Below are 19,260 nucleotides of genomic sequence, written 5' to 3' on the forward strand. Positions count from 1 at the left end.
AACCAACCTCCCGTCCCATATTTTCTGGGCATCTTATCTGTCGTCCTGATCGGCGAAGCCCTGCTTCAGCCTCAGGCGGCCGCCTTCTTCTTGAGCCCGGCGGCGTAACGCATGATCTCCTGCTCGGAAATCTCGTCTCCTTCGAGCATGCCGACGATACGCCCTTCGCGCATCACCGCCACTCTGGTGCAGAGACCGATAACCTCCGGCATCTCCGACGACACGACGATGATCGACCGCCCGTCCCGGGCGAGCGCCGAAATGAAATGATAGATTTGCTGCTTGGTGCCGACATCGATGCCGCGCGTCGGCTCGTCGATGATGATGATATCAGGATCGGTCTCCATGACCTTGGCCAGCAGCAGCTTCTGCTGGTTCCCGCCCGACATGCGCCCGGCGACGATATTGCCGTCGCGAACCCTGATGTCGAAGCGGCGTTTGGCCTTTGCCATGGCGGCCGCCTCGCTTCCCGGGCTGAGATAGCCGTGACGCGCATGCCTTCCGAGCGATTGCAGCGTCAGATTGGTCACCATGCCGGAGCGCAGCAGCAGGCCCTTCGACTTGCGGTCCTTGGTCATATAGGCGAGCCCGCAGCGATTGGCGGCATGCACGTCGCCGGAGGGAACCGTTTCGCCCTTGATGACCACCTCGCCCTCGAGACGGGTCCGCAATCCGGCGATCGCTTCCATCAGTTCGGTGCGGCCGGAGCCGATCATGCCGGAGAAACCGATAATTTCGCCCTTGCGCACCTCGAAACTCGCATCCTTCACATAACCGGTCGACACCGAATCGACGCTGAGAACGACCTCCTCGTCGATATCGGGCTCGACCTTGGCGGGATAGAGGCTGGAAAGTTCGCGGCCGACCATCAGCTGGGCGATCGATTCCCCGTCCAGAATGGACGTCGGCGACGTCTTGATCCATTGGCCGTCGCGCAGCACGGTGACGCGGTCGGTCAATTCCATCACCTCGTCGAGCTTGTGGGACACGAAGACGAAGCTCGTGCCCTGGTCGCGCAGCTTGCGAACCTGCTTGAAGAGCATGCTGGTCTCTTCCCGCGACAGCACCGCGGTTGGCTCGTCCATGAACACCACCCGCGCATCGCGGCTGATCGCCTTGGCGATTTCGACCATCTGCTTGTCGGCGATGGAAAGCGTGCTGATCAATGCGTTCTCGTCGACATGCGAACCGAGCACGTCGAGAACCTTGCGGGTCTCCGACCGCATATATTTGCGGTCGAGCACACCGAAGCGCGTGACTTCTCGCCCGAGGAAGAGGCTCTCCGTTACGGTCAGGTGGTCGGCGAGGTTGAATTCCTGGTGAATGATGACGATGCCGAGCGCCTCGGCAGCACCATTGGGCGGCAGGACGACGGGCTTGCCGTCGAGCAGGATCTCGCCGGAACTCGGCTGTTCGAAACCGGACAATACCTTGACAAGCGTGGATTTGCCGGCCCCGTTTTCACCCATCAGGGCATGGATTTCGCCGGCGCGAAGATCGAAGTTCACGCTGAAGAGGACCTGCACCCCACTGAAGGATTTGCATATGCGCCTGGCGGACAGCACCACGGGTGCGGTGTCGGCGGCTTCCACGGTCATCTGATCCTCCCCAAAGCGGCTCTCCATCCGCTCTGGACCCTATGTAAACCTTTACATACATCGTGTAAAGGTTTACATCGTTGATTTACACAGATCAGTTGAAGCCTGCCTTTGACCTCTCGACAAGTCTGTGTAGTGTCTCGGCGAAGACAGCCCCAAGGCAGAGCCCAGTGTCGAATTCCACGCCCGCAACCATCGAAGACGTCGCCCGGATCGCCGAGGTCTCCATCGCGACGGTGTCCCGGGCGATCCATATGCCCGAGAAGGTCGCCAACTCCACACGGCTCAAGGTCAACCAGGCGATCGCCATCACCGGTTATACGACCAATGCGATGGCGCGCAGCCTGAGGCTTGGCCGCTCCAACATGATCCTGGTGGTGGCGCCGGATATCGGCGATCCCAATTTCTCCAACATTCTCGTCGGGCTGGAGAACGAGGCGCGCGCGCATGGCTACGGCATCCTGATCGGCCACACGCAGAACGACGCCCAGCGCGGCCTCGAATATCTGAAATTCTTCAATTCCAACCAGGCGGCCGGATTGATCCTCTTCACCGGCATCCTGCCCTTCGGGCATCAGACGATGACCGCGCGGCTGCCGCCGAGCGTCGGCGTTTTCGAGCCTGTCTTCAACGGCGGCATTCCCTATGTCGGTGTCGACGATACCGAAGGCGCCAGGAAAGCGGTGGATCTGCTGCTGGCCGAAGGGCATCGCAAGATCGCCTTCATCGGCGATTCACGCACCCGGCTTGCCTATACCAGGCGCCGCATGGGTTACGATGCCGGTCTCGACGCCGCCGGCATCCCGCCCGACTTGAGGATCGTGCTCGAAGGCGACGGCACGATCGAAAGCGGGCGGCATGCGGTCGAACAGCTTTTCATGCGTGACACGCTTCCCACAGCCTTCATGTGCGTCAACGACCAGACGGCGATCGGCGTCATGGTCGGGCTCGGCGCGCGGGGTTACGACATTCCGCGGGATTTCTCGGTGACCGGTTTCGACGACGTGCCGCAGGCCGTCTTCATATCCCCGCCACTGACCACGATCCGCCAGCCGAGAACGGCAATCGGCAAACAGGCAATGGCGCTGCTGTTGGAACTGCTGTCCGATGGCCGGCCGACCGAAACGGAAATCCTGCTGAGGCCGGATCTGGTGGTTCGAAACTCCGTCTCGGCGCCGTCGCGCAACTGGTTGAAACGGTAAATCCATATAGGCTTCCGGCCGGAGAGGGCTGCGCCGGCGGCCGATGACCGCCGGCGCGCTTTATCAGACGTAACGATTGACGACGTTTTCCAGCAGCTCCTGCTTGCCGGATCTCGGCTGCGGGTTGACGTCGTGGCTTTCGACATAATGGCTGATCTCATCCAGCGAATACTCGCCGCGGAAGAGCTTCTGCGCCTCGGCGGATTCCCAGCCGGCATAACGATCGGCGAGCGGCTGCGACAGAGCCTTGTCCTCGATCATCTTAGCAGCGGCCTTCAGACCGCGGGCGCAGCAATCCATGCCGCCGATATGGCCGATCAGTAGATCCGCCGGGTCGAGCGACTGACGGCGAAGCTTCGAGTCGAAGTTGGTGCCGCCGGTCTTGAAGCCGCCGCCTGCCAGAACGTGATAATAGGCCAGCGCCATTTCGGGAACATTGTTCGGGAACTGGTCGGTATCCCAGCCGGACTGGTAGTCGTTGCGGTTCATGTCGATCGAGCCGAAGATGCCGAGCGCATTGGCAAGCGCCAGCTCGTGCTCGAAGGAGTGGCCGGCAAGAATTGCGTGGCCCTGCTCGATATTGAGCTTCACCTCGTTTTCAAGGCCGTGCTTCTTGAGGAAGCCGTAGACGGTCGCGACGTCATAGTCGTACTGGTGCTTGGTCGGCTCCTGCGGCTTCGGCTCGATCAGGATCGTGCCCTTGTAGCCGATCTTGTGCTTGTATTCGACGACGAGGTTGAGGAAGCGGCCGAGCTGGTCGAGCTCGCGCTTGATATCGGTGTTGAGCAGCGTCTCGTAACCTTCGCGGCCGCCCCAGAGCACGTAGTTTTCGCCGCCGAGCTTCTGCGTGGCATCGATGCAGGTCTTGACCGTCGCGGCTGCGAAAGCAAAGACATCTGGATCCGGATTGGTCGCCGCACCCGACATGTAACGGCGGTGAGAGAAGAGGTTCGCCGTGCCCCAGAGCAGCTTGGTGCCGGTTGCGGCCTGCTTCTCGGCGAAATAATCGACGATCTCGTTGAGGTTTTTGGTGTTCTCGGCGAAATTCTTGCCCTCCGGACGCACGTCGGCGTCATGGAAGCAGTAGTAGGGCGAGCCGAGCAGCGAGAAGAATTCGAAGGCGACGTCGGCCTTGAGCTTGGCGGCCTTCATCGTGTCCTCGAACCAGGGACGCAGGAAGGTCTGGCCGCCGAAGGGGTCGCCGCCCGGCCATGTGAAGGTGTGCCAATAGGCCACCGCAAAGCGCAGATGGTCTTCCATGCGTTTGCCCATGACGATCTCGTCCGGCTGGTAATAGCGGAAGGCCAGCGGATTGGTGCTGTCGGGGCCTTCGTATTTCACTTTCTGGATATCGCCGAAAAATCCGGTGCTCATGTTGGGTCTCCTTGGGTTCGTATCTTTTCGAAGTTCTGAATTGTTAGTCTATGCCAGAGGCCCCCTCATCCGCCTGCCGCACCTTCTCCCCGGCGGGGAGAAGAAACTTGTGGCAACGTCGCGGCTCCCTCGAATGAGGGTAGGGTGAGGGGGCGCCTCGATCTCAATGCGCCAGCGACTTGATCGCCGGATAGAGCGCCCGATAGCGCTTGTAGGCATCCTCGTAAGCGCCGCTCAGCGCCGACACCGGCTCGATCGTTCCGGCCGTTACCGGCGGCGTGCAGACGGCAATGGGATCTGCCCGCGTTGCCGCGATCAGGCCGAGGCGGGCTGCACCGAAGGCGGCGCCGAAATCGCCGTCGGCCGGCAGGTCGACGGGAACGCCGAGCGCGGTCGCAATCGAGGCCAGCCAGTAACGCGAGCGCGACCCGCCGCCGATTGCCGTGACCCGGGATATGCCGGTGCCGGCCGAACGCAGGGCTTCGAGATTGTCGCGAATGGCGAAGGCGACGCCTTCGAGCACCGCCTGGGTGAGCACGACACGGCTGCTTTCATGTTCGAGGCCGATGAAGGCGCCGCGGATGACGGCATCGTTGTGGGGCGTGCGCTCGCCGGAGAGATAGGGCAGGAAGGTGACGCCGGTGGGCGCCTTCAGCGTCTCCCCGAGTTCGCCGGTAAGATCGGCGGCCGACTTGCCGGTCACGCCGGAATGCCAGTTGAGCGCATCGGTCGCCGACAGTATGACGCCCATCTGGTGCCAGGTGTTCGGCAGCGCGTGGCAGAAGGCATGCACGGCGCTTTCCGGTTTCGGCAAATAGGAACCGTTGGCGGCAAAAAGCACGCCCGACGTGCCCAGCGAGACGAAAGCGGCGCCATCGCTGACCGTGCCCATGCCGCAGGCCGAGGCTGCATTGTCGCCCGCGCCGCCGGCAACGACGACATCGCCGGAAATACCCCATTGCGCCGCCAGTTCAGACCGCAGCTTGCCGGCCTGCGCGGTGCCTTCGACAAGCGCCGGCATCTGCGCCTCGGAAAGGTTGGTGGCGGCGAGCAGTTGCGACGACCAGGCGCGCTTGCCGGTGTCGAGCCAGGACGTGCCGGCCGAATCCGACATTTCCGAAATATATTCGCCGGTCAGCCAAAGACGCAGATAGTCCTTCGGCAACAGCACCTTGGCGATTTTGGCGAAGACATCGGGCTCATGCTTCTGGACCCAGGCGAGCTTCGGCGCCGTGAAGCCCGGGAAGACGATGTTGCCGGTCAGCGCGCGAAAACGCGGATCGGCATCGAGCGCCGCGGCCTCTACATAGCTGCGCGTATCGTTCCAGAGGATGCAGGGCCGCAGGACCTTATCGCTGGCATCGATGAGCGTCGCCCCGTGCATCTGGCCGGAAAGGCCGATGCCCCTGACCGCGGCGAACTCTTTCGGATGTTTCGCCTTGAGGCCGGTGACAGCCTCCTCGGTGGCCCGCACCCAGTGGGCTGGCTCCTGCTCCGACCAGCCGGAATGCGGACGCGAGACGTCGAGCGAACCATTGGCCGAGCCGACGATCTTCTGATCACCATCGATCAGCATCGCCTTGACGCCGGAGGTTCCGAGATCGAGACCCAGATACATGTGGTATTTCTCCCTTTGCCGTTACGGCAGATTGTCTTTCAGGAATATGTCGAGGCGGATGCGCTCCTGCGCCTCGATGACGGCCAGCCCGTCCGCCTTGGCTTTCAGCACGCGAATCGCGCTGCGTACCTCGTGGCCGGCGTCCTGGTTGAGGATCGCATCGATCGTATTGTCGATCAGGGCTGCACGCGTGTGGGCGGTCAGTTCGTGGGCAATCACCGTCAGCACGCGATCGACGGCCTTCTCCTTCAACGCCCGGATGAGGCCGCGATTGCCGGCGCCAAGGCTGTAGACGCCGATGATGCCGGCATTCCTGGAAAGCGCGTCGGCAACGAGCATATGGGCGATCTCGGGGTCGTCGCGGCCTTCGAGGACTGGCAGAATCGCCAGATCGGGAAATTCCTCGGCCATGACGGCGGTGAAGCCCTCCAGCCGCTCGCGATGGTCGCGCACCAGCATGGAGCCGGCAAGCACGGCAATCTCGCCTTTTTTCGGTCCGAGGAATCGGCCGAGCAGGCGAGCCGCCGTGCGCCCGGCGGCGATATTGTCGACGCCGGCATAGTGATGGCGCAGCGAGCCGGTGAGATCGGAAACCAAGGTGACGATGGGAAAACGCTCGCGCACCAGCCTGTCGACGACGGCGCGCACGCCAGGCGCATCGGTCGCAACCAGTGCGATGCCACAGGGCTTTTCCCGGGAAAGCTCCTCGAGCACCGAGACAAGCGCTGCGGGATCGAAGGCCGGCACCTCGATCGTGCGGATATCGGTGCGCTCGGCCGACGATCGGAGGACTGCCTGGCGGATCTCGGCATTGAGCCCGTGCATGAAGGAGTTGTCGCTGGCCGGGAGGATGAAGACCAGCGGATAGGTGCGCCCTTTGGCAAGATTGGCGGCGGCGACGTCTCTGACATAACCGAGCTCGCGGATCGCGGTCTCGACCTTTTCCCGCGTGACGTGGCGCACACCGGGCCGCTGGTTGAGAACCCGGTCGACAGTCGCCAGACTGACACCGGCGGCGGCGGCGATATCGTGAACGGTTGGTCTCATCATTCCTCCTGACGAGACCATTAGCGCCAATTTTGATGTACGTAAATCAAAAAATCGAACGGGCCGGTTTCCGCGTGGTTTTCCGGCATGGCCTACCCGATTCGGATCGATCCGACCGGCGATCATTCGCCTGATGACACGACGGCCGGAAAACAGCAACAAAAAGGCCCTCCGAAGAGGGCCTTTTCAAGGGGCGGCAGGCCGGAGGTCAGTGGCCGCCACCGCCTCCCCCGCCTTGCGGCGCGGGTTTCTTGATCATGGCGACACCGAGGATCATCGCCAGGAAAAGCGCGGTCAGGATCAGGAATACGTCGCTGAAGGAGAGAATGATCGCCTGCTTGGTGGCAAGGCCGACCATCTGCTTGACTGCGACCGAGGCGCCATCCATGCCGTAGGTGTTGAAATTGGCGGCCATGTTGTTCATCTGGTCGACCGCCGCCGGATTGCCCCAATCCATATTCTCCCGCAGCCGCTCGTAGTGCACGTCCTGCCGGTTGGTGAGCACGGTGTTGATGACGGCAAGGCCGACGGCGCCGCCGAGGTTTCTGGTCAGGTTGAACAGGCCGGACGCGCCGCGAATGCGCGAAGGCGGCATCGTGCCGAGCGCGATGTTGTTGATCGGCACCATGCACATCATCAGCCCGAAGCCGCGCAGGATCTGCGGGATGAAGAGTTCGTAGAAATCCCAATCCGCCGTCAGATGCATCATGATGAAGGTGCCGGCGGCAAAGCTGACGAAGCCGATCACCATCATCAGGCGCAGGTCCATCTTGGTCGACAGCCGGCCGGCGATCGGCGCGGTGAAGAACATCGCAAGCCCGGAGACGAACATCGTCTCGCCGATCATCAGCGAATCATAGCCGCGGATGCGGCCGAGATAGACCGGATAGATATAGGTGAGGCCATAGAGGCCGATACCCATGACGAAGGAGAAGACCGAGCCGAAGGAAAAATTCCGGTTCGCAAAGGCCTTGAGGTCGACGACGGGGAATTCCACCGTGAAGGCGCGATAGAAGAAGATGATCGCGGCAGCGCCGGAAGCGACCGCCGCTATGGTGATCGAGCTGTCGTTGAACCAGTCGTTCGAATTGCCCTCTTCGAGCACATATTCCAGCGCGCCGAGAAAGACGCCCATCGAGATCAGACCCCACCAGTCGAACTTCTTGAAGAGCGACAGTTCCGGTTTGTCGAAATCGATGAAGTTCCAGGTGACGATCGTGACGATGATGCCGGGCACGATGTTGACGAGAAACAGCCAGTGCCAGGAGAAGGCGTGGCTGAGGTAGCCGCCGACGGTCGGGCCGATGGTCGGCGCCAAAGTCGCGATCAGGCCGATGATCGGCGAGACGATGCTGCGCTTCGACGGCGGGAAGATGGTGAAGGCGGCCGCGAAGACCGATGGGATCATGCCGCCGCCGATGAAGCCCTGAATGACGCGGTAGACAATCATCTGGTCGATATTCGTCGCCGTCGCCGCCAGCGCGCTCGCCATGGTGAAGCCGGCAGCCGAGATCGCGAAGAGATAACGCGTCGAGATGATGCGCGCCAGCGTGCCGGATAGCGGGATCATGATCACTTCGGCGATCAGATAAGACGTCTGCACCCAGCCGATCTCGTCGCTGCCGGCCGAAAGGCCGGCCTGGATTTCCGCAAGCGAGGCCGAGACGATCTGGATGTCGAGGATCGACATGAACATGCCGAGCACCATCGCAAAGAAGGCGATGAGCTTCTTCGGGTCCATGCGCTCGTCGGCATGGGCGGGTGCCGCCGGCATCGTCCCCGCCGTTGCTGTCGCGCTGCCGGCCATCAGATCACCTCTGCCTTTCCTGAAGGCTTACTTGCTCGGCGCCGTACGGGTGTCAACATCGACGACGACGCTCAGGCCCGCGCGCAGACGGCCGCTATCGAGCGCATCCTGCGGCAGCGCGATGCGCACCGGCACGCGCTGGATCACCTTGGTGAAGTTGCCCGTGGCGTTTTCCGGCGGCAGCAGCGAAAAGACCGAGCCGGATGCCGGCGAGATCGATTCGACGGTGCCGACGATCGGATGATCGCTATAGGCATCGACATGCACGTTAACCTTCGATCCCGCCACCAGATGCTGGATCTGCGTTTCCTTGAAATTGGCGTCGATATAGAGCTGGCGCACCGGAACGAGCGCCATCAGGCGCTGGCCGGGCGAGACGAGATCGCCTTCCTGGACCGAGCGGTTGCCGACAATGCCGTCATAAGGCGCCTTCAGCACGGTGAAGGAAAGGTCGCGGGCAGCCTTGTCGCGCGAGATCTCGAGCGAACGGACCGAGCCTTCGGCCTCTTTGCGCTGGGCCTGGAGAATGGTGACATTGGCCTGCGCAACCACGATGTTGGCATCGCCGCCGGAAAGATTGGCCTTGGCCTGATCGAGAGCGATGTTGGCGTTGTCGAGATCGGCGGCAGTGCCGACCGACTTCGCCTGAAGCTCGCTCTGGCGCTTCTGGGTGATCTCAGCACCGCGAACGGCCGCTTCGAGTGCCACCTTCTGCGCCCGCGCCTGCACGAGGCTCGCATTGGCGCCTTCGATCTGCGCGTCGATACGCTGCAGCGAAAGCTGTTCGGTGGCGATCTGGGCCTGGGCTTGGTCGAGGGCGTTCTGATAGTCGCCGTTATCAAGCGTGGCAAGCACGTCGCCCGCTTTGACTTCCTGGTTGGCGACAACATTCACCTTCGCGACGTAGCCCGTGACCTTCGGCGAAATCGTTGCAATATCGCCCTCGATATAGGCGTCGTCGGTCGACACCATGAAGCGGCCGTTCGTCCACCATTCATAACCATACCAGCCGCCGCCCGCGAGAAGGGCGAGCACGACGATCGGCAGCACCGGGCTACGGCGCTTCTTCGCAGCCGCAGGTGCGGCGACCGAAGCCGGCGCCGACTGCGCGGGAGTGGAAGGGACTTCGCGGGCTTCAGCCGTCGGAGCTTCCGCAACAGCCGCGACCTCGGCCTTGACCTCTTCGGTCTCGGCGTTTTCGCTGACAATCCGCGCGACATTGCTCTTCTGGTTGCTCGACATGGCCACTTTACCGATCTTGGAGTAAATAATCGAACTGAACGGTTCGGTTCAGTTGACTTAAACCTGTTTTACCGTCATATCAAGATGTATAGAACCAATCGGTTCGATTTCTTTTAAAGAAAATACGAAACCGTTAACACGGTTAAGGAGACATGACGCTGAACCCCGACCACGCCGCCGTCTTCAGCCCTCCCGCGCCCGGAGGCCGATTTGCTGCAGGCGAAGATCCGGCCAAGCGCCAGCAGATTCTCGCCGGCGCCAAGCGTGTCTTCATGAAAATGGGTTTCGACGCCGCCAGCATGAACGACGTGACGCGCGAGGCCGGTGTCTCCAAGGGAACGCTCTACGTCTATTTCACCAACAAGGAAGAACTGTTTTCGGCGATGATCGAGGCCGAGCGCGCCGCCTTCGTGGCGGCCGTGCGCACGGCGCTTGCCGAACATGACGATCCCGAAGCCGGCCTGTATGAATTCGGGATAAGCTTCGTCACCCATATGACCGATGAAAAGGTCATCAACGCGATGCGCACCGTTCTCGGCGTTCGCGACCGCATGCCGGTTCTCTGTCAACGCTTCTTCAAGGGTCCGGAAAACCTGCGCACCATCATGCGCGACTTCCTGGAGCGTCACATCGCCGAAGGCAGATTTGAGATCGACGACATCGATCTGGCCGCCGGCCAGTTTCTCGATCTCGCCAGCGGCAGCTTCTTCAAGCTCCGGCTGTTCGGAAGCATGGAAGAACCGCCGTCTCGCGACGAAATCGAGCGCGTCATCCGCGGCGCCATCCGGGTCTTCATGGCCGCCTACGGTGCGCCCCGACACAAGACCGACTGACCGCCCCCTTGACTGCCCGCCTCCATCGGCCAAAAGTCCGCAACTGCGATCAAACCCGGCTGCCGGCTTTTCTTTAAGGAAGAAGCCGCAACCAGGGGAGTGAGGATGAGCGCAGTTGGACGGGCGATCTGGTTCATAGAGAGCCATTTCGAAAGCGATATATCGCTGGAAGAGATATCGGAAGCCGCCGGATTGTCGCGCTACCATCTGTCGCGCGTCTTCGGGCTCGTCACCGGCCACTCGATCAGCAGCTATATCAGGGGGCGGCGCCTCAGCCGCGCCGTGCCGGCCTTGGTCGGCGGTTCATCGACCATTCTCGAGGTTGCGCTTTGCGCGGGCTACGGCTCGCACGAGGCTTTCACCCGTGCCTTCCGCGACCAATTCGGCATGACGCCGGATGCGGTGCGCAGACAGGGACACGCCCGTAACCTTATCTTGCTGGAGCCGATCAGAATGGACCCCGCCCACCTCAACGACCTCGAACCGCCCCGCTTCGAAACCCTTCCGCCGATGCTCTTTGCCGGCCTGCAGGAGATCTATCCCTATGGTGGCAATGCCGCCATCCCCTCCCTCTGGCAGAAGTTCAATGCCCATTTCGGTCATATCCCCGGCCAGAAGGGCAACGTCGCCTACGGCATCTGCACGCATATCACCGGCGAAGCGGAGAAATTCCGCTATATGGCCGCAGCCGAAATCGCCGATGCTGGCGATCTGCCGGCGGATTTTGCAACGCTCAAGCTTCCCGGCCAGCGTTACGTCGTCTTTAGCCATCGCGGCCATGTCTCGGGCATTCCGGCGACAATGAACCGGATTTTTGGCGCATGGTGGCCGACATCCGGCCTGGAGCACGGCGAGATACCCGACATGTTCGAACGCTACGACGAGCGCTTCGATCCCTATACCGGCATGGGCGTCACCGAAATCTGGTTGCCGATCAGAGCATGATGCCGGAGTGCGGGCGGTTTTCTTATGACATCCTGCGCTAGGGAATAAATGTCACATCACTTTCGTATACCCCCTTGCGGCGCTTGTCTGGCAGGCCGGCGTCATTACATTGCGAGCGTCATTTATCCATATGACGCAAAAGGGATATACGCTGATGCAGGAAATCATGACGCTCATTCAGGATCCGGCCGCCTGGGTGGCGCTCATCACGCTGGTGGTGATGGAAGTCGTTCTCGGGATCGACAACCTGATCTTCATTTCCATTCTCACCAACAAGCTGCCGCCCGAGCACCGGGAGAAGGCCCGCAAAATCGGCATCGGCCTTGCGCTCGTCATGCGCCTGGCTCTGCTCGGCACCATCGCCTGGATCGTGCAACTGACCGAACCGCTATTTGAAGCCTTCGGCCACGGCTTCTCCTGGAAGGATTTGATCCTGATTGCCGGCGGCCTGTTCCTCGTCTGGAAGGCCACCAAGGAAATCCATCATACCGTCGACCCGGAAGACCATCAGGAGGATTTCATCGCCACGTCGGCAACAACCGGCTTTGCATCGGCCATCGGCCAGATCCTGCTGCTCGATCTCGTCTTCTCAGTCGACAGCATCATCACCGCCGTCGGCATGACGCCGCATCTGCCGATCATGGTGGTCGCAGTCGTCGCCGCCGTCACCGTCATGCTGGTTGCGGCGACCCCGCTGGCCAACTTCATCGAGAGGAACCCGACGATCGTCATGCTGGCGCTCGCCTTCCTGCTGATGATTGGCACGACGCTGATCGCCGAAGGCATGGGCTTCCACGTGCCGAAGGGTTACGTCTACGCCGCCATGGCCTTCTCGGCGCTGGTCGAGGTGCTGAATATGTTCGCGCGCAACGCCCGCAAGCGAAAACGCGACGCCGCCCATTGAGGCTTGTGCTGGAGGGCGCGGCCGAACCGCCGCGCCCTCACCCGCCGCCATCAGGCCTTTGCAAACGTGGTTTTTCTTGACGCGCCCGGTTGAATATGGCCTAAGGCCAGCCGAACGGACGATCGGCGGAGAGTGCGGGCGCATGCCCTTTTCCGGCCGGTTTGCCGATGAAGATATCTGCATCCTTCCGGCCGAACGTCGCTTTCCCCATGAAAGCCGTTTGGCATTCATTGACGGGCACACACAATGACAGTTTCCGGGACAGCCACCGGCGTCCGCGTCCGCATCGCTCCCTCGCCGACCGGCGAGCCGCATGTCGGCACCGCTTACATCGCTCTCTTCAACTATCTTTTCGCCAAGAAGCACGGCGGCGAGTTCATCCTGCGCATCGAGGATACCGATGCGACGCGCTCGACCCCGGAATTCGAAACGAAGGTGTTGGACGCACTGAAATGGTGCGGGCTGGAATGGAAGGAAGGCCCGGATATCGGCGGCCCCTACGGCCCCTATCGCCAATCCGACCGCAAGGAAATGTACCAGCCTTACGGGCAGGAATTGCTGGACAAGGGCCATGCCTTCCGCTGTTTCTGCACGCCCGCTCGGCTGGAGCAGATGCGCGAAACCCAGCGCGCCGCCGGCAAGCCGCCGAAGTACGATGGTCTCTGCCTCAACCTCACGGCCGAGGAAGTCACCTCGCGCATGGCCGCCGGCGAAACGACCGTCATCCGCATGAAGATTCCGGCCGAAGGCTCATGCGACTTCACGGACGGCGTCTACGGCGATGTCTCCATTCCGTGGGATTCGGTCGACATGCAGGTCCTCATCAAGGCCGACGGCATGCCGACCTATCATATGGCCAACGTCATCGACGACCATCTGATGAAGATCACCCATGTGGCGCGCGGCGAGGAATGGCTGGCTTCGGTGCCGAAGCACATCCTGCTCTATCGCTACTTCGGCTGGGATCAGCCGGTCTTCATGCATCTGTCGCTGATGCGCAATGCCGACAAGTCGAAGCTGTCGAAGCGCAAGAACCCGACCTCGATCTCCTATTACTCGGCGCTCGGCTACATCCCGGAAGCGCTGATGAACTTCCTCGGCCTGTTCTTCATCCAGATCGCCGAAGGCGAAGAGTTGCTTGAGATAGACGAGCTCTCCGAAAAATTCGACCCGGAAAACCTCTCCAAGGCCGGTGCGATCTTCGACATTCAGAAGCTCGACTGGCTGAACGGCCGCTGGATCCGCGAGAAGCTGTCGGAAGAAGAATTCCAGGCGCGCGTGCTGACCTGGGCGATGGAAAACGATCGTCTGAAGCAAGGCCTGCGGCTGTCGCAGACACGCATTTCCAAGCTCGGCGAGCTGCCCGATCTCGCCGGCTTCCTGCTGAAGTCCGATCTCGGCCTGCAGCCTTCCGACTTTGCCAAGATCAAGTCGCCGCCGGAGGAGATCCTCGAGATCCTCAACACCGTTCAGCCGGATCTCGAAAAGATCCTGGAATGGAATGTCGAGACGATCGAAGCGGAGCTGCGCGCGATCGCCGACCGCATGGGCAAGAAACTGAAGGTCGTGGTCTCGCCGCTCTTCGTCGCCGTGTCCGGCTCGTCGCGGTCCCTGCCGCTCTTCGATTCCATGGCGATCCTCGGCCGCTCCGTCGTACGCCAGCGCCTGAAGCTCGCCGCACAGGCGGTCGCCGCCCTCGTCGGCTCGAAGTAAGAACAGTCAGAGGATTTCGACAGTGGCTGACAACAAGACCGAAAACACCCTCTCCTCCGACGCGACTGAGGTGCGCGCCCAGAAGCTGAAGCTGCTGCGCGAACAGATCGGCGAGGTCTATCCGGCGCATTTTCATCGGACGATGGGCAATGCCGAGCTCACCGCGAAATACGAGAGCCTGGAGCCGGATACAGAGACGCAGGATGTCGTCACCGTCGCCGGCCGCGTCTATTCCTCGCGCAACTCCGGCATGTTCATGGATATCCATGACGCCTCCGGCAAGATCCAGATCTTCTCGCACAAGGACGTCACCGGCGAGGAGGCCCGCGCCCTGCTGCCGATGATCGACATCGGCGACATCATCGGCGTCACGGGCATCGTCCGCCGCACCAAGCGTGGCGAGCTGACGATCAATGCGCAGAAGATCGAAATGCTGACGAAGTCGCTGCTGCCGATGCCCGAGAAGTGGCACGGCCTCTCCGACATCGAGCTGCGGTACCGCAAGCGCCATCTCGACATCATGACCAACGAGGATTCGAAGCTCCGCTTCCAGCAGCGCTCGAAGATCGTCTCCGGCATCCGCCGCTTCATGGAAAATGACGGCTTCATGGAAGTCGAGACGCCGATGCTGCATTCGGTCTATGGCGGCGCCACCGCCGAGCCGTTCAAGACGCATCACAACACTCTGAAGCTCGACATGTACCTGCGCATCGCGCCGGAACTGTTCCTCAAGCGCACGCTGGTCTCGGGCCTCACCGACAAGGTCTTCGAGATCAACCGGAACTTCCGCAACGAAGGCGTCTCCACCCGGCACAATCCCGAATTCACCATGATGGAGTGCTACTGGGCCTATGCCGATTACGAGGACGTCATGGACCTCGTCGAGCGGCTGTTCGAGACCCTGGCGCTCTCCATTCACGGCACGACGGAATTCGACTTCGGCGACAAGCGGATCTCCTTCAAGGGACCGTTCAAGCGCGTGCCGATGCCCGACGCCGTCAAGGAAGCCACCGGCATCGATTTCCGCGCCATCAAGACCGATGAAGAGGCACGCGCCGCCGCCAAGGCTGCCGGCTTCGCGGTCGAGAAGGATTGGACCTGGGGCGAATGCCTCGCCTTCATCTTCGAGGAAAAGGTTGAATCGACACTGATCCAGCCGTCGCATGTCACGCATTTCCCGAAGGACATCTCGCCTTTCGCCAAGGAAGTGCCGGGCGAACCGCGCCTGGTCGAACGCTTCGAGACTTATTGCAACGCCTGGGAACTCGGCAACGCCTTTTCGGAACTCAACGATCCCGAGGAGCAACGCCGCCGCATGGTCGAGCAGCTCGAACAGGCGCATGCCCGCGGCGAAAAGGAAAAGCAGCTGGACGAGGAATTCCTCGACGCGATCGATCAGGGCATGCCGCCGGCCGGCGGCCTCGGCATCGGCGTCGACCGCCTCATCATGCTTCTCACCAACGCGCCGTCGATCCGCGACGTCATCCTCTTCCCGGCCCGCCGCAACAAGGCCGACTGACGGAAAAAGACGTAGAGAAACGAAGCGGAGTGCGACTGCATAATTCCTTAAATCGGAATCGATTCAAGAATAAAATTATGCAGCGATTCAAAGTGCTATAGCGTCCTTTGCGCGTCTGAAAGCCGCGCGGTGCTGTCGCCGGCGCTCCGCTGTTTTCATGCCGTTTGTTCAGTGTGCCTTGGCAGGCGCGGGCTCGGGCGGCTCTTCGGCCGGGGCTTCCGCCACCACATCGGCACTCCCGCCCTCTGTGGCAGGCGCAGCTTCGCTTTCGCCCGCCGGTGCGCCACCATGGCCGCCGCCGGCGGCCTTCGTTTCCTTGACTTTTTCCCCATTCTTCGTCGAGCCCACCGCGACCGGATCGACACAATCCTCGGGGTCCTTGAAGGCAGCGCTGATCATGGCGACCTCCTCGGACGGCATCTCTATCCGTTCGCCGAAGAACAGCCCGTTTTCGCTGGCCTTGCCGTCATAATAGCGCGCCGTATAGGACTTGTCGTCGAGGCCGGGAACGGTCTGATCGGGATGCGGGATATAGACGACATCGGCGCCGATCGCCCGGCCGCGAATGTCGGCACGCAGCGTCGGCCCGTTCTCGTCGAGCACCACCACCTGCACCAGATCCGGCTTTTGCGCGGCGTAGACGGCCTGGGCGACACGAAGTGCTGTCTTGACGCGTGTCATCCCGTCGGTCGGTTCGGTCTTGATGTATTTCCGTATCCAGATGTGGTTCTGCTTGCGGATGGTCACGAGGTTGACGTCGCTGCATTCGAGCCCGTAGCCACCGCCAGTTGCACCGATCAGCCTGTCCTTGCCGACATAGACCGCCGCGCCGCCGGAAACGCCCGCCAGAAGAGCGACTCCACCGATGATGATTGCCAATTTCCGGGAAGGCCGGAAGATGCGCAGTAAGGCCTTCACGCCAACTGCTCCGCCATCTGAAACTCCAACGCAGGACTAGTGCTGAGAACGCTAAGGAAATGACGTTTCAGAAAGTTTAAGTGGGCGCGTAAAGCCTGCGCCATTTTGGAAAAACACCAAAAAAGGTCCACTTTTTTAGGCCGCTTGCCACGGCCTGTTCCGCCATGCTCTAAACGCCCATGGCCTTCACGCTTCGTCAGGTTCAATATTTCGTCGCCGTCGCCGAACAGGGTTCGGTAACGCGCGCCGCGCAGAACCTTTCGATCTCGCAATCCTCGGTAACGGAAGCGCTGAAGGAGCTCGAAACCGACCTCGGCGTCGAGCTGTTCGAGCGCCATCCACGCGGCCTGACGATCACTCACAACGGCCACCAGTTCCTGCGTCACGCGACGAAGATCCTGGCTTCCGTCTCCGATGCGCGAACCAGCTTCTCCGGCCAGCAAAGCACCCTTTCCGGCACGCTGAACATCGGCGTCACCTCGCTCGTCGCCGGCTACGTCCTCTCCGATCTCCTGGCGCGATACCGACGCGCCTGCCCGGGCATCGAGGTCAGCGCTATCGAGGACAATGGCGGTTACCTCGAACATCTCCTGGTCGGCGGCGAACTGGATGTCGCCGTCATGGTGATCTCAAACCTGCGCGACCGCATGGCGCTGCAGGCGGAAATCCTCGAAACCTCGCCCTATCGACTGTGGCTGCCGATGGGCCATCCGCTGGTGTCGGCCGACATCATCTCGGTCGCCGACATCGCCCGCGAACCGTTGATCATGCTGACGGTCGACGAAATCGAGGAGAATACCGGCAAACTGCTCTCGGCACTCGGCGCCCGCCCGCATGTCGCCTTCCGCACCCGCTCGGTGGAGGCAGTACGCAGCCTGGTCGCAACGGGCGCCGGCGTGGCGCTGCTTCCCGATCTCGTCTACCGACCATGGTCGCTCGAAGGCGACCGCATCGAGAGCCGCGACGTCTCCGGTTCGCTGCCGGTCGTCCAGGTCGGCATGGTCTGGCGCAAGGGCTCCAGCCTGCCGCAGGCGGCGCGCGATTTCGTCGGCATCGCCGAAAGCCTGCGTTCCGGTCGCATCCGCTGATATCGGAATTTCCGATAACGCCCTTCTGATAAATGAATTTGCGAAAGCGACCTTTTCGCGTCACCTTTTCATCCGGGAACAAACCGCCACAGAAGTGGCATCAGACCGGGAGACGATGATGACGAATCTCTTGAAATCCTGCACGGCAGCGCTTGCCTGCCTCAGCGTCGCGACGCAGGTGATCGCCGCCGAACCGCTGAAGGCGCTCGGCAAGGGTGAAGGTGCGGTCAGCATCGTCGCCTGGGCCGGTTATATCGAACGCGGCGAAACCGACAAGAACTATGACTGGGTCACCGATTTCGAAAAGGAGACCGGCTGCAAGGTTTCCGTCAAGACCGCCGCCACCTCGGATGAAATGGTCTCGCTGATGAACGAAGGCGGTTTCGATCTTGTCACGGCATCCGGCGACGCCTCGCTGCGCCTCATCGCCGGCAAGCGCGTCCAGCCGATCAACACCGATCTGATCCCGAGCTTCAAGACCGTCGACGAGCGTCTGCAGAATGGCCCCTGGTATACGGTCGGCGGCGTCCATTACGGCGTGCCCTATCTCTGGGGCCCGAACGTGCTGATGTACAATACCGATGCCTTCAAGGACAAGGCGCCGACCAGCTGGGGCGTCGTCTTCGAGGAGCAGACGCTGCCCGACGGCAAGTCGAACAAGGGCCGCGTCCAGGCCTATGACGGCGCGATCTACATCGCCGACGCCGCCATGTATCTGATGGCCCACAAGCCGGATCTCGGCATCGAGGATCCCTACGAATTGACCGAGGACCAGTACAAGGCCGCCCTCGACCTATTGCGCGGCCAGCGCAAGCTCGTCTCGCGCTACTGGCACGACGCAATGATCCAGATCGACGACTTCAAGAACGAAGGCGTCGTCGCTTCCGGCTCCTGGCCCTTCCAGGTGAACCTGCTGCAGGCCGACAAGCAGAAGATCGCCTCCACCTTTCCGGAAGAAGGCGTCACCGGCTGGGCCGACACCACCATGCTGCATGCCGACAGCGAACATCCGAACTGCGCCTATATGTGGATGGAACATTCGCTGAAGGCCAAGGTCCAGGGCGATGCCGCCGCCTGGTTCGGCGCCGTGCCCTCGGTTCCCGCCGCCTGCAAGGGCAACGAACTGATGGGCGAAACCGGCTGCGCCACCAACGGCTTCGATCATTTCGACAAGATCAAGTTCTGGAAGACGCCCGTGGCCAAATGCGCGACGCAGAGCGAATGCGTGCCCTATCATCGCTGGGTGTCGGATTATATCGGCGTGATCGGCGGGCGATGAACCGGGCCGGTCCGCGCGCATAAGGTCCCCTTCCCATAAGGGAGAGGGGTGCTGAACGGCACCGCCGAATCCTGCCGAAACACCAAGGTATTTGCGAAAGGGTACGGCAGGTTAAGCCCCTCCCCCTTGTGGGGGAGGGGTTTGGGGCCGGGTCTTTATTGACCAAGACCGAG

General features: G+C 61.7%; 15 protein-coding genes. 8 read left to right on the top strand and 7 right to left on the bottom strand.

The genetic code is table 11. The features are described from left to right. Nucleotides 1–71: 71 nt before the first annotated feature. Nucleotides 72–1,598: a sugar ABC transporter ATP-binding protein gene (locus FHT75_RS20805; RefSeq protein WP_063475292.1), complete on the bottom strand. Its 1,527-nt coding sequence runs from the start codon at nucleotides 1,596–1,598 to the stop codon at nucleotides 72–74. Between the two features lie 170 nt (nucleotides 1,599–1,768). On the opposite strand from FHT75_RS20805, the gene FHT75_RS20810 reads away from it, so the two are divergent. Next, the gene (locus FHT75_RS20810) at nucleotides 1,769–2,800 is read left to right on the top strand and encodes a LacI family DNA-binding transcriptional regulator (protein ID WP_047616282.1); all 1,032 of its coding nucleotides are present in this window, start codon (nucleotides 1,769–1,771) and stop codon (nucleotides 2,798–2,800) included. A 63-nt stretch (nucleotides 2,801–2,863) separates the two neighbouring features. On the opposite strand, the gene xylA is transcribed toward FHT75_RS20810, so the two are convergent. The 5 genes from xylA to FHT75_RS20835 form a co-directional block, all read right to left on the bottom strand. Beyond that, entirely contained in the window at nucleotides 2,864–4,174 is a 1,311-nt protein-coding gene (gene xylA / locus FHT75_RS20815; RefSeq protein ID WP_047616280.1) for a xylose isomerase, read from the bottom strand. A 163-nt stretch (nucleotides 4,175–4,337) separates the two neighbouring features. Next, the gene (xylB, locus tag FHT75_RS20820) at nucleotides 4,338–5,792 is read right to left on the bottom strand and encodes a xylulokinase (RefSeq protein ID WP_047616278.1); all 1,455 of its coding nucleotides are present in this window, start codon (nucleotides 5,790–5,792) and stop codon (nucleotides 4,338–4,340) included. Between the two features lie 21 nt (nucleotides 5,793–5,813). After that, nucleotides 5,814–6,839: a LacI family DNA-binding transcriptional regulator gene (locus FHT75_RS20825; protein WP_047616276.1), complete on the bottom strand. Its 1,026-nt coding sequence runs from the start codon at nucleotides 6,837–6,839 to the stop codon at nucleotides 5,814–5,816. Nucleotides 6,840–7,047: 208 nt separating this feature from the next. Next, nucleotides 7,048–8,646: a DHA2 family efflux MFS transporter permease subunit gene (locus tag FHT75_RS20830; protein ID WP_047616274.1), complete on the bottom strand. Its 1,599-nt coding sequence runs from the start codon at nucleotides 8,644–8,646 to the stop codon at nucleotides 7,048–7,050. A gap of 27 nt (nucleotides 8,647–8,673) precedes the next feature. Then, nucleotides 8,674–9,888 (bottom strand): HlyD family secretion protein, encoded by a 1,215-nt coding sequence (locus FHT75_RS20835; RefSeq protein ID WP_063475291.1) that lies wholly within the window; start codon nucleotides 9,886–9,888, stop codon nucleotides 8,674–8,676. Nucleotides 9,889–10,040: 152 nt separating this feature from the next. On the opposite strand from FHT75_RS20835, the gene FHT75_RS20840 reads away from it, so the two are divergent. The 5 genes from FHT75_RS20840 to lysS all read left to right on the top strand — a co-directional run bounded on the left by FHT75_RS20840 (nucleotide 10,041) and on the right by lysS (nucleotide 15,802). Next, entirely contained in the window at nucleotides 10,041–10,721 is a 681-nt protein-coding gene (locus tag FHT75_RS20840) for a TetR/AcrR family transcriptional regulator (RefSeq protein ID WP_047616269.1), read from the top strand. A 105-nt stretch (nucleotides 10,722–10,826) separates the two neighbouring features. Beyond that, nucleotides 10,827–11,666, top strand: a complete 840-nt coding sequence (locus FHT75_RS20845; protein ID WP_063475290.1) for an AraC family transcriptional regulator — start codon at nucleotides 10,827–10,829, stop codon at nucleotides 11,664–11,666. 154 nt (nucleotides 11,667–11,820) lie between these two features. Continuing rightward, nucleotides 11,821–12,570 carry a TerC family protein gene (locus tag FHT75_RS20850; protein WP_047616605.1) on the top strand — a complete coding sequence of 250 codons (750 nt, stop codon included), beginning with the start codon at nucleotides 11,821–11,823 and terminating at the stop codon, nucleotides 12,568–12,570. Nucleotides 12,571–12,816: 246 nt separating this feature from the next. After that, nucleotides 12,817–14,283: a glutamate--tRNA ligase gene (gene gltX, locus FHT75_RS20855; RefSeq protein WP_063475289.1), complete on the top strand. Its 1,467-nt coding sequence runs from the start codon at nucleotides 12,817–12,819 to the stop codon at nucleotides 14,281–14,283. A 22-nt stretch (nucleotides 14,284–14,305) separates the two neighbouring features. Beyond that, nucleotides 14,306–15,802 (top strand): lysine--tRNA ligase, encoded by a 1,497-nt coding sequence (gene lysS, locus FHT75_RS20860; protein WP_063475288.1) that lies wholly within the window; start codon nucleotides 14,306–14,308, stop codon nucleotides 15,800–15,802. A 168-nt stretch (nucleotides 15,803–15,970) separates the two neighbouring features. On the opposite strand, the gene FHT75_RS20865 is transcribed toward lysS, so the two are convergent. Then, complete coding sequence (locus FHT75_RS20865; RefSeq protein WP_063475287.1) at nucleotides 15,971–16,720, bottom strand: hypothetical protein; 750 nt, start codon at nucleotides 16,718–16,720, stop codon at nucleotides 15,971–15,973. 179 nt (nucleotides 16,721–16,899) lie between these two features. Between FHT75_RS20865 and FHT75_RS20870 the strand changes: the two genes are divergently transcribed. Then, nucleotides 16,900–17,808 (top strand): LysR family transcriptional regulator, encoded by a 909-nt coding sequence (locus FHT75_RS20870; protein ID WP_047616258.1) that lies wholly within the window; start codon nucleotides 16,900–16,902, stop codon nucleotides 17,806–17,808. 118 nt (nucleotides 17,809–17,926) lie between these two features. Then, entirely contained in the window at nucleotides 17,927–19,087 is a 1,161-nt protein-coding gene (locus FHT75_RS20875; RefSeq protein ID WP_063475286.1) for an ABC transporter substrate-binding protein, read from the top strand. Nucleotides 19,088–19,260: the final 173 nt, after the last annotated feature.

This window comes from Rhizobium sp. BK112 (assembly GCF_014193215.1).
Taxonomy (GTDB): domain Bacteria; phylum Pseudomonadota; class Alphaproteobacteria; order Rhizobiales; family Rhizobiaceae; genus Rhizobium; species Rhizobium anhuiense.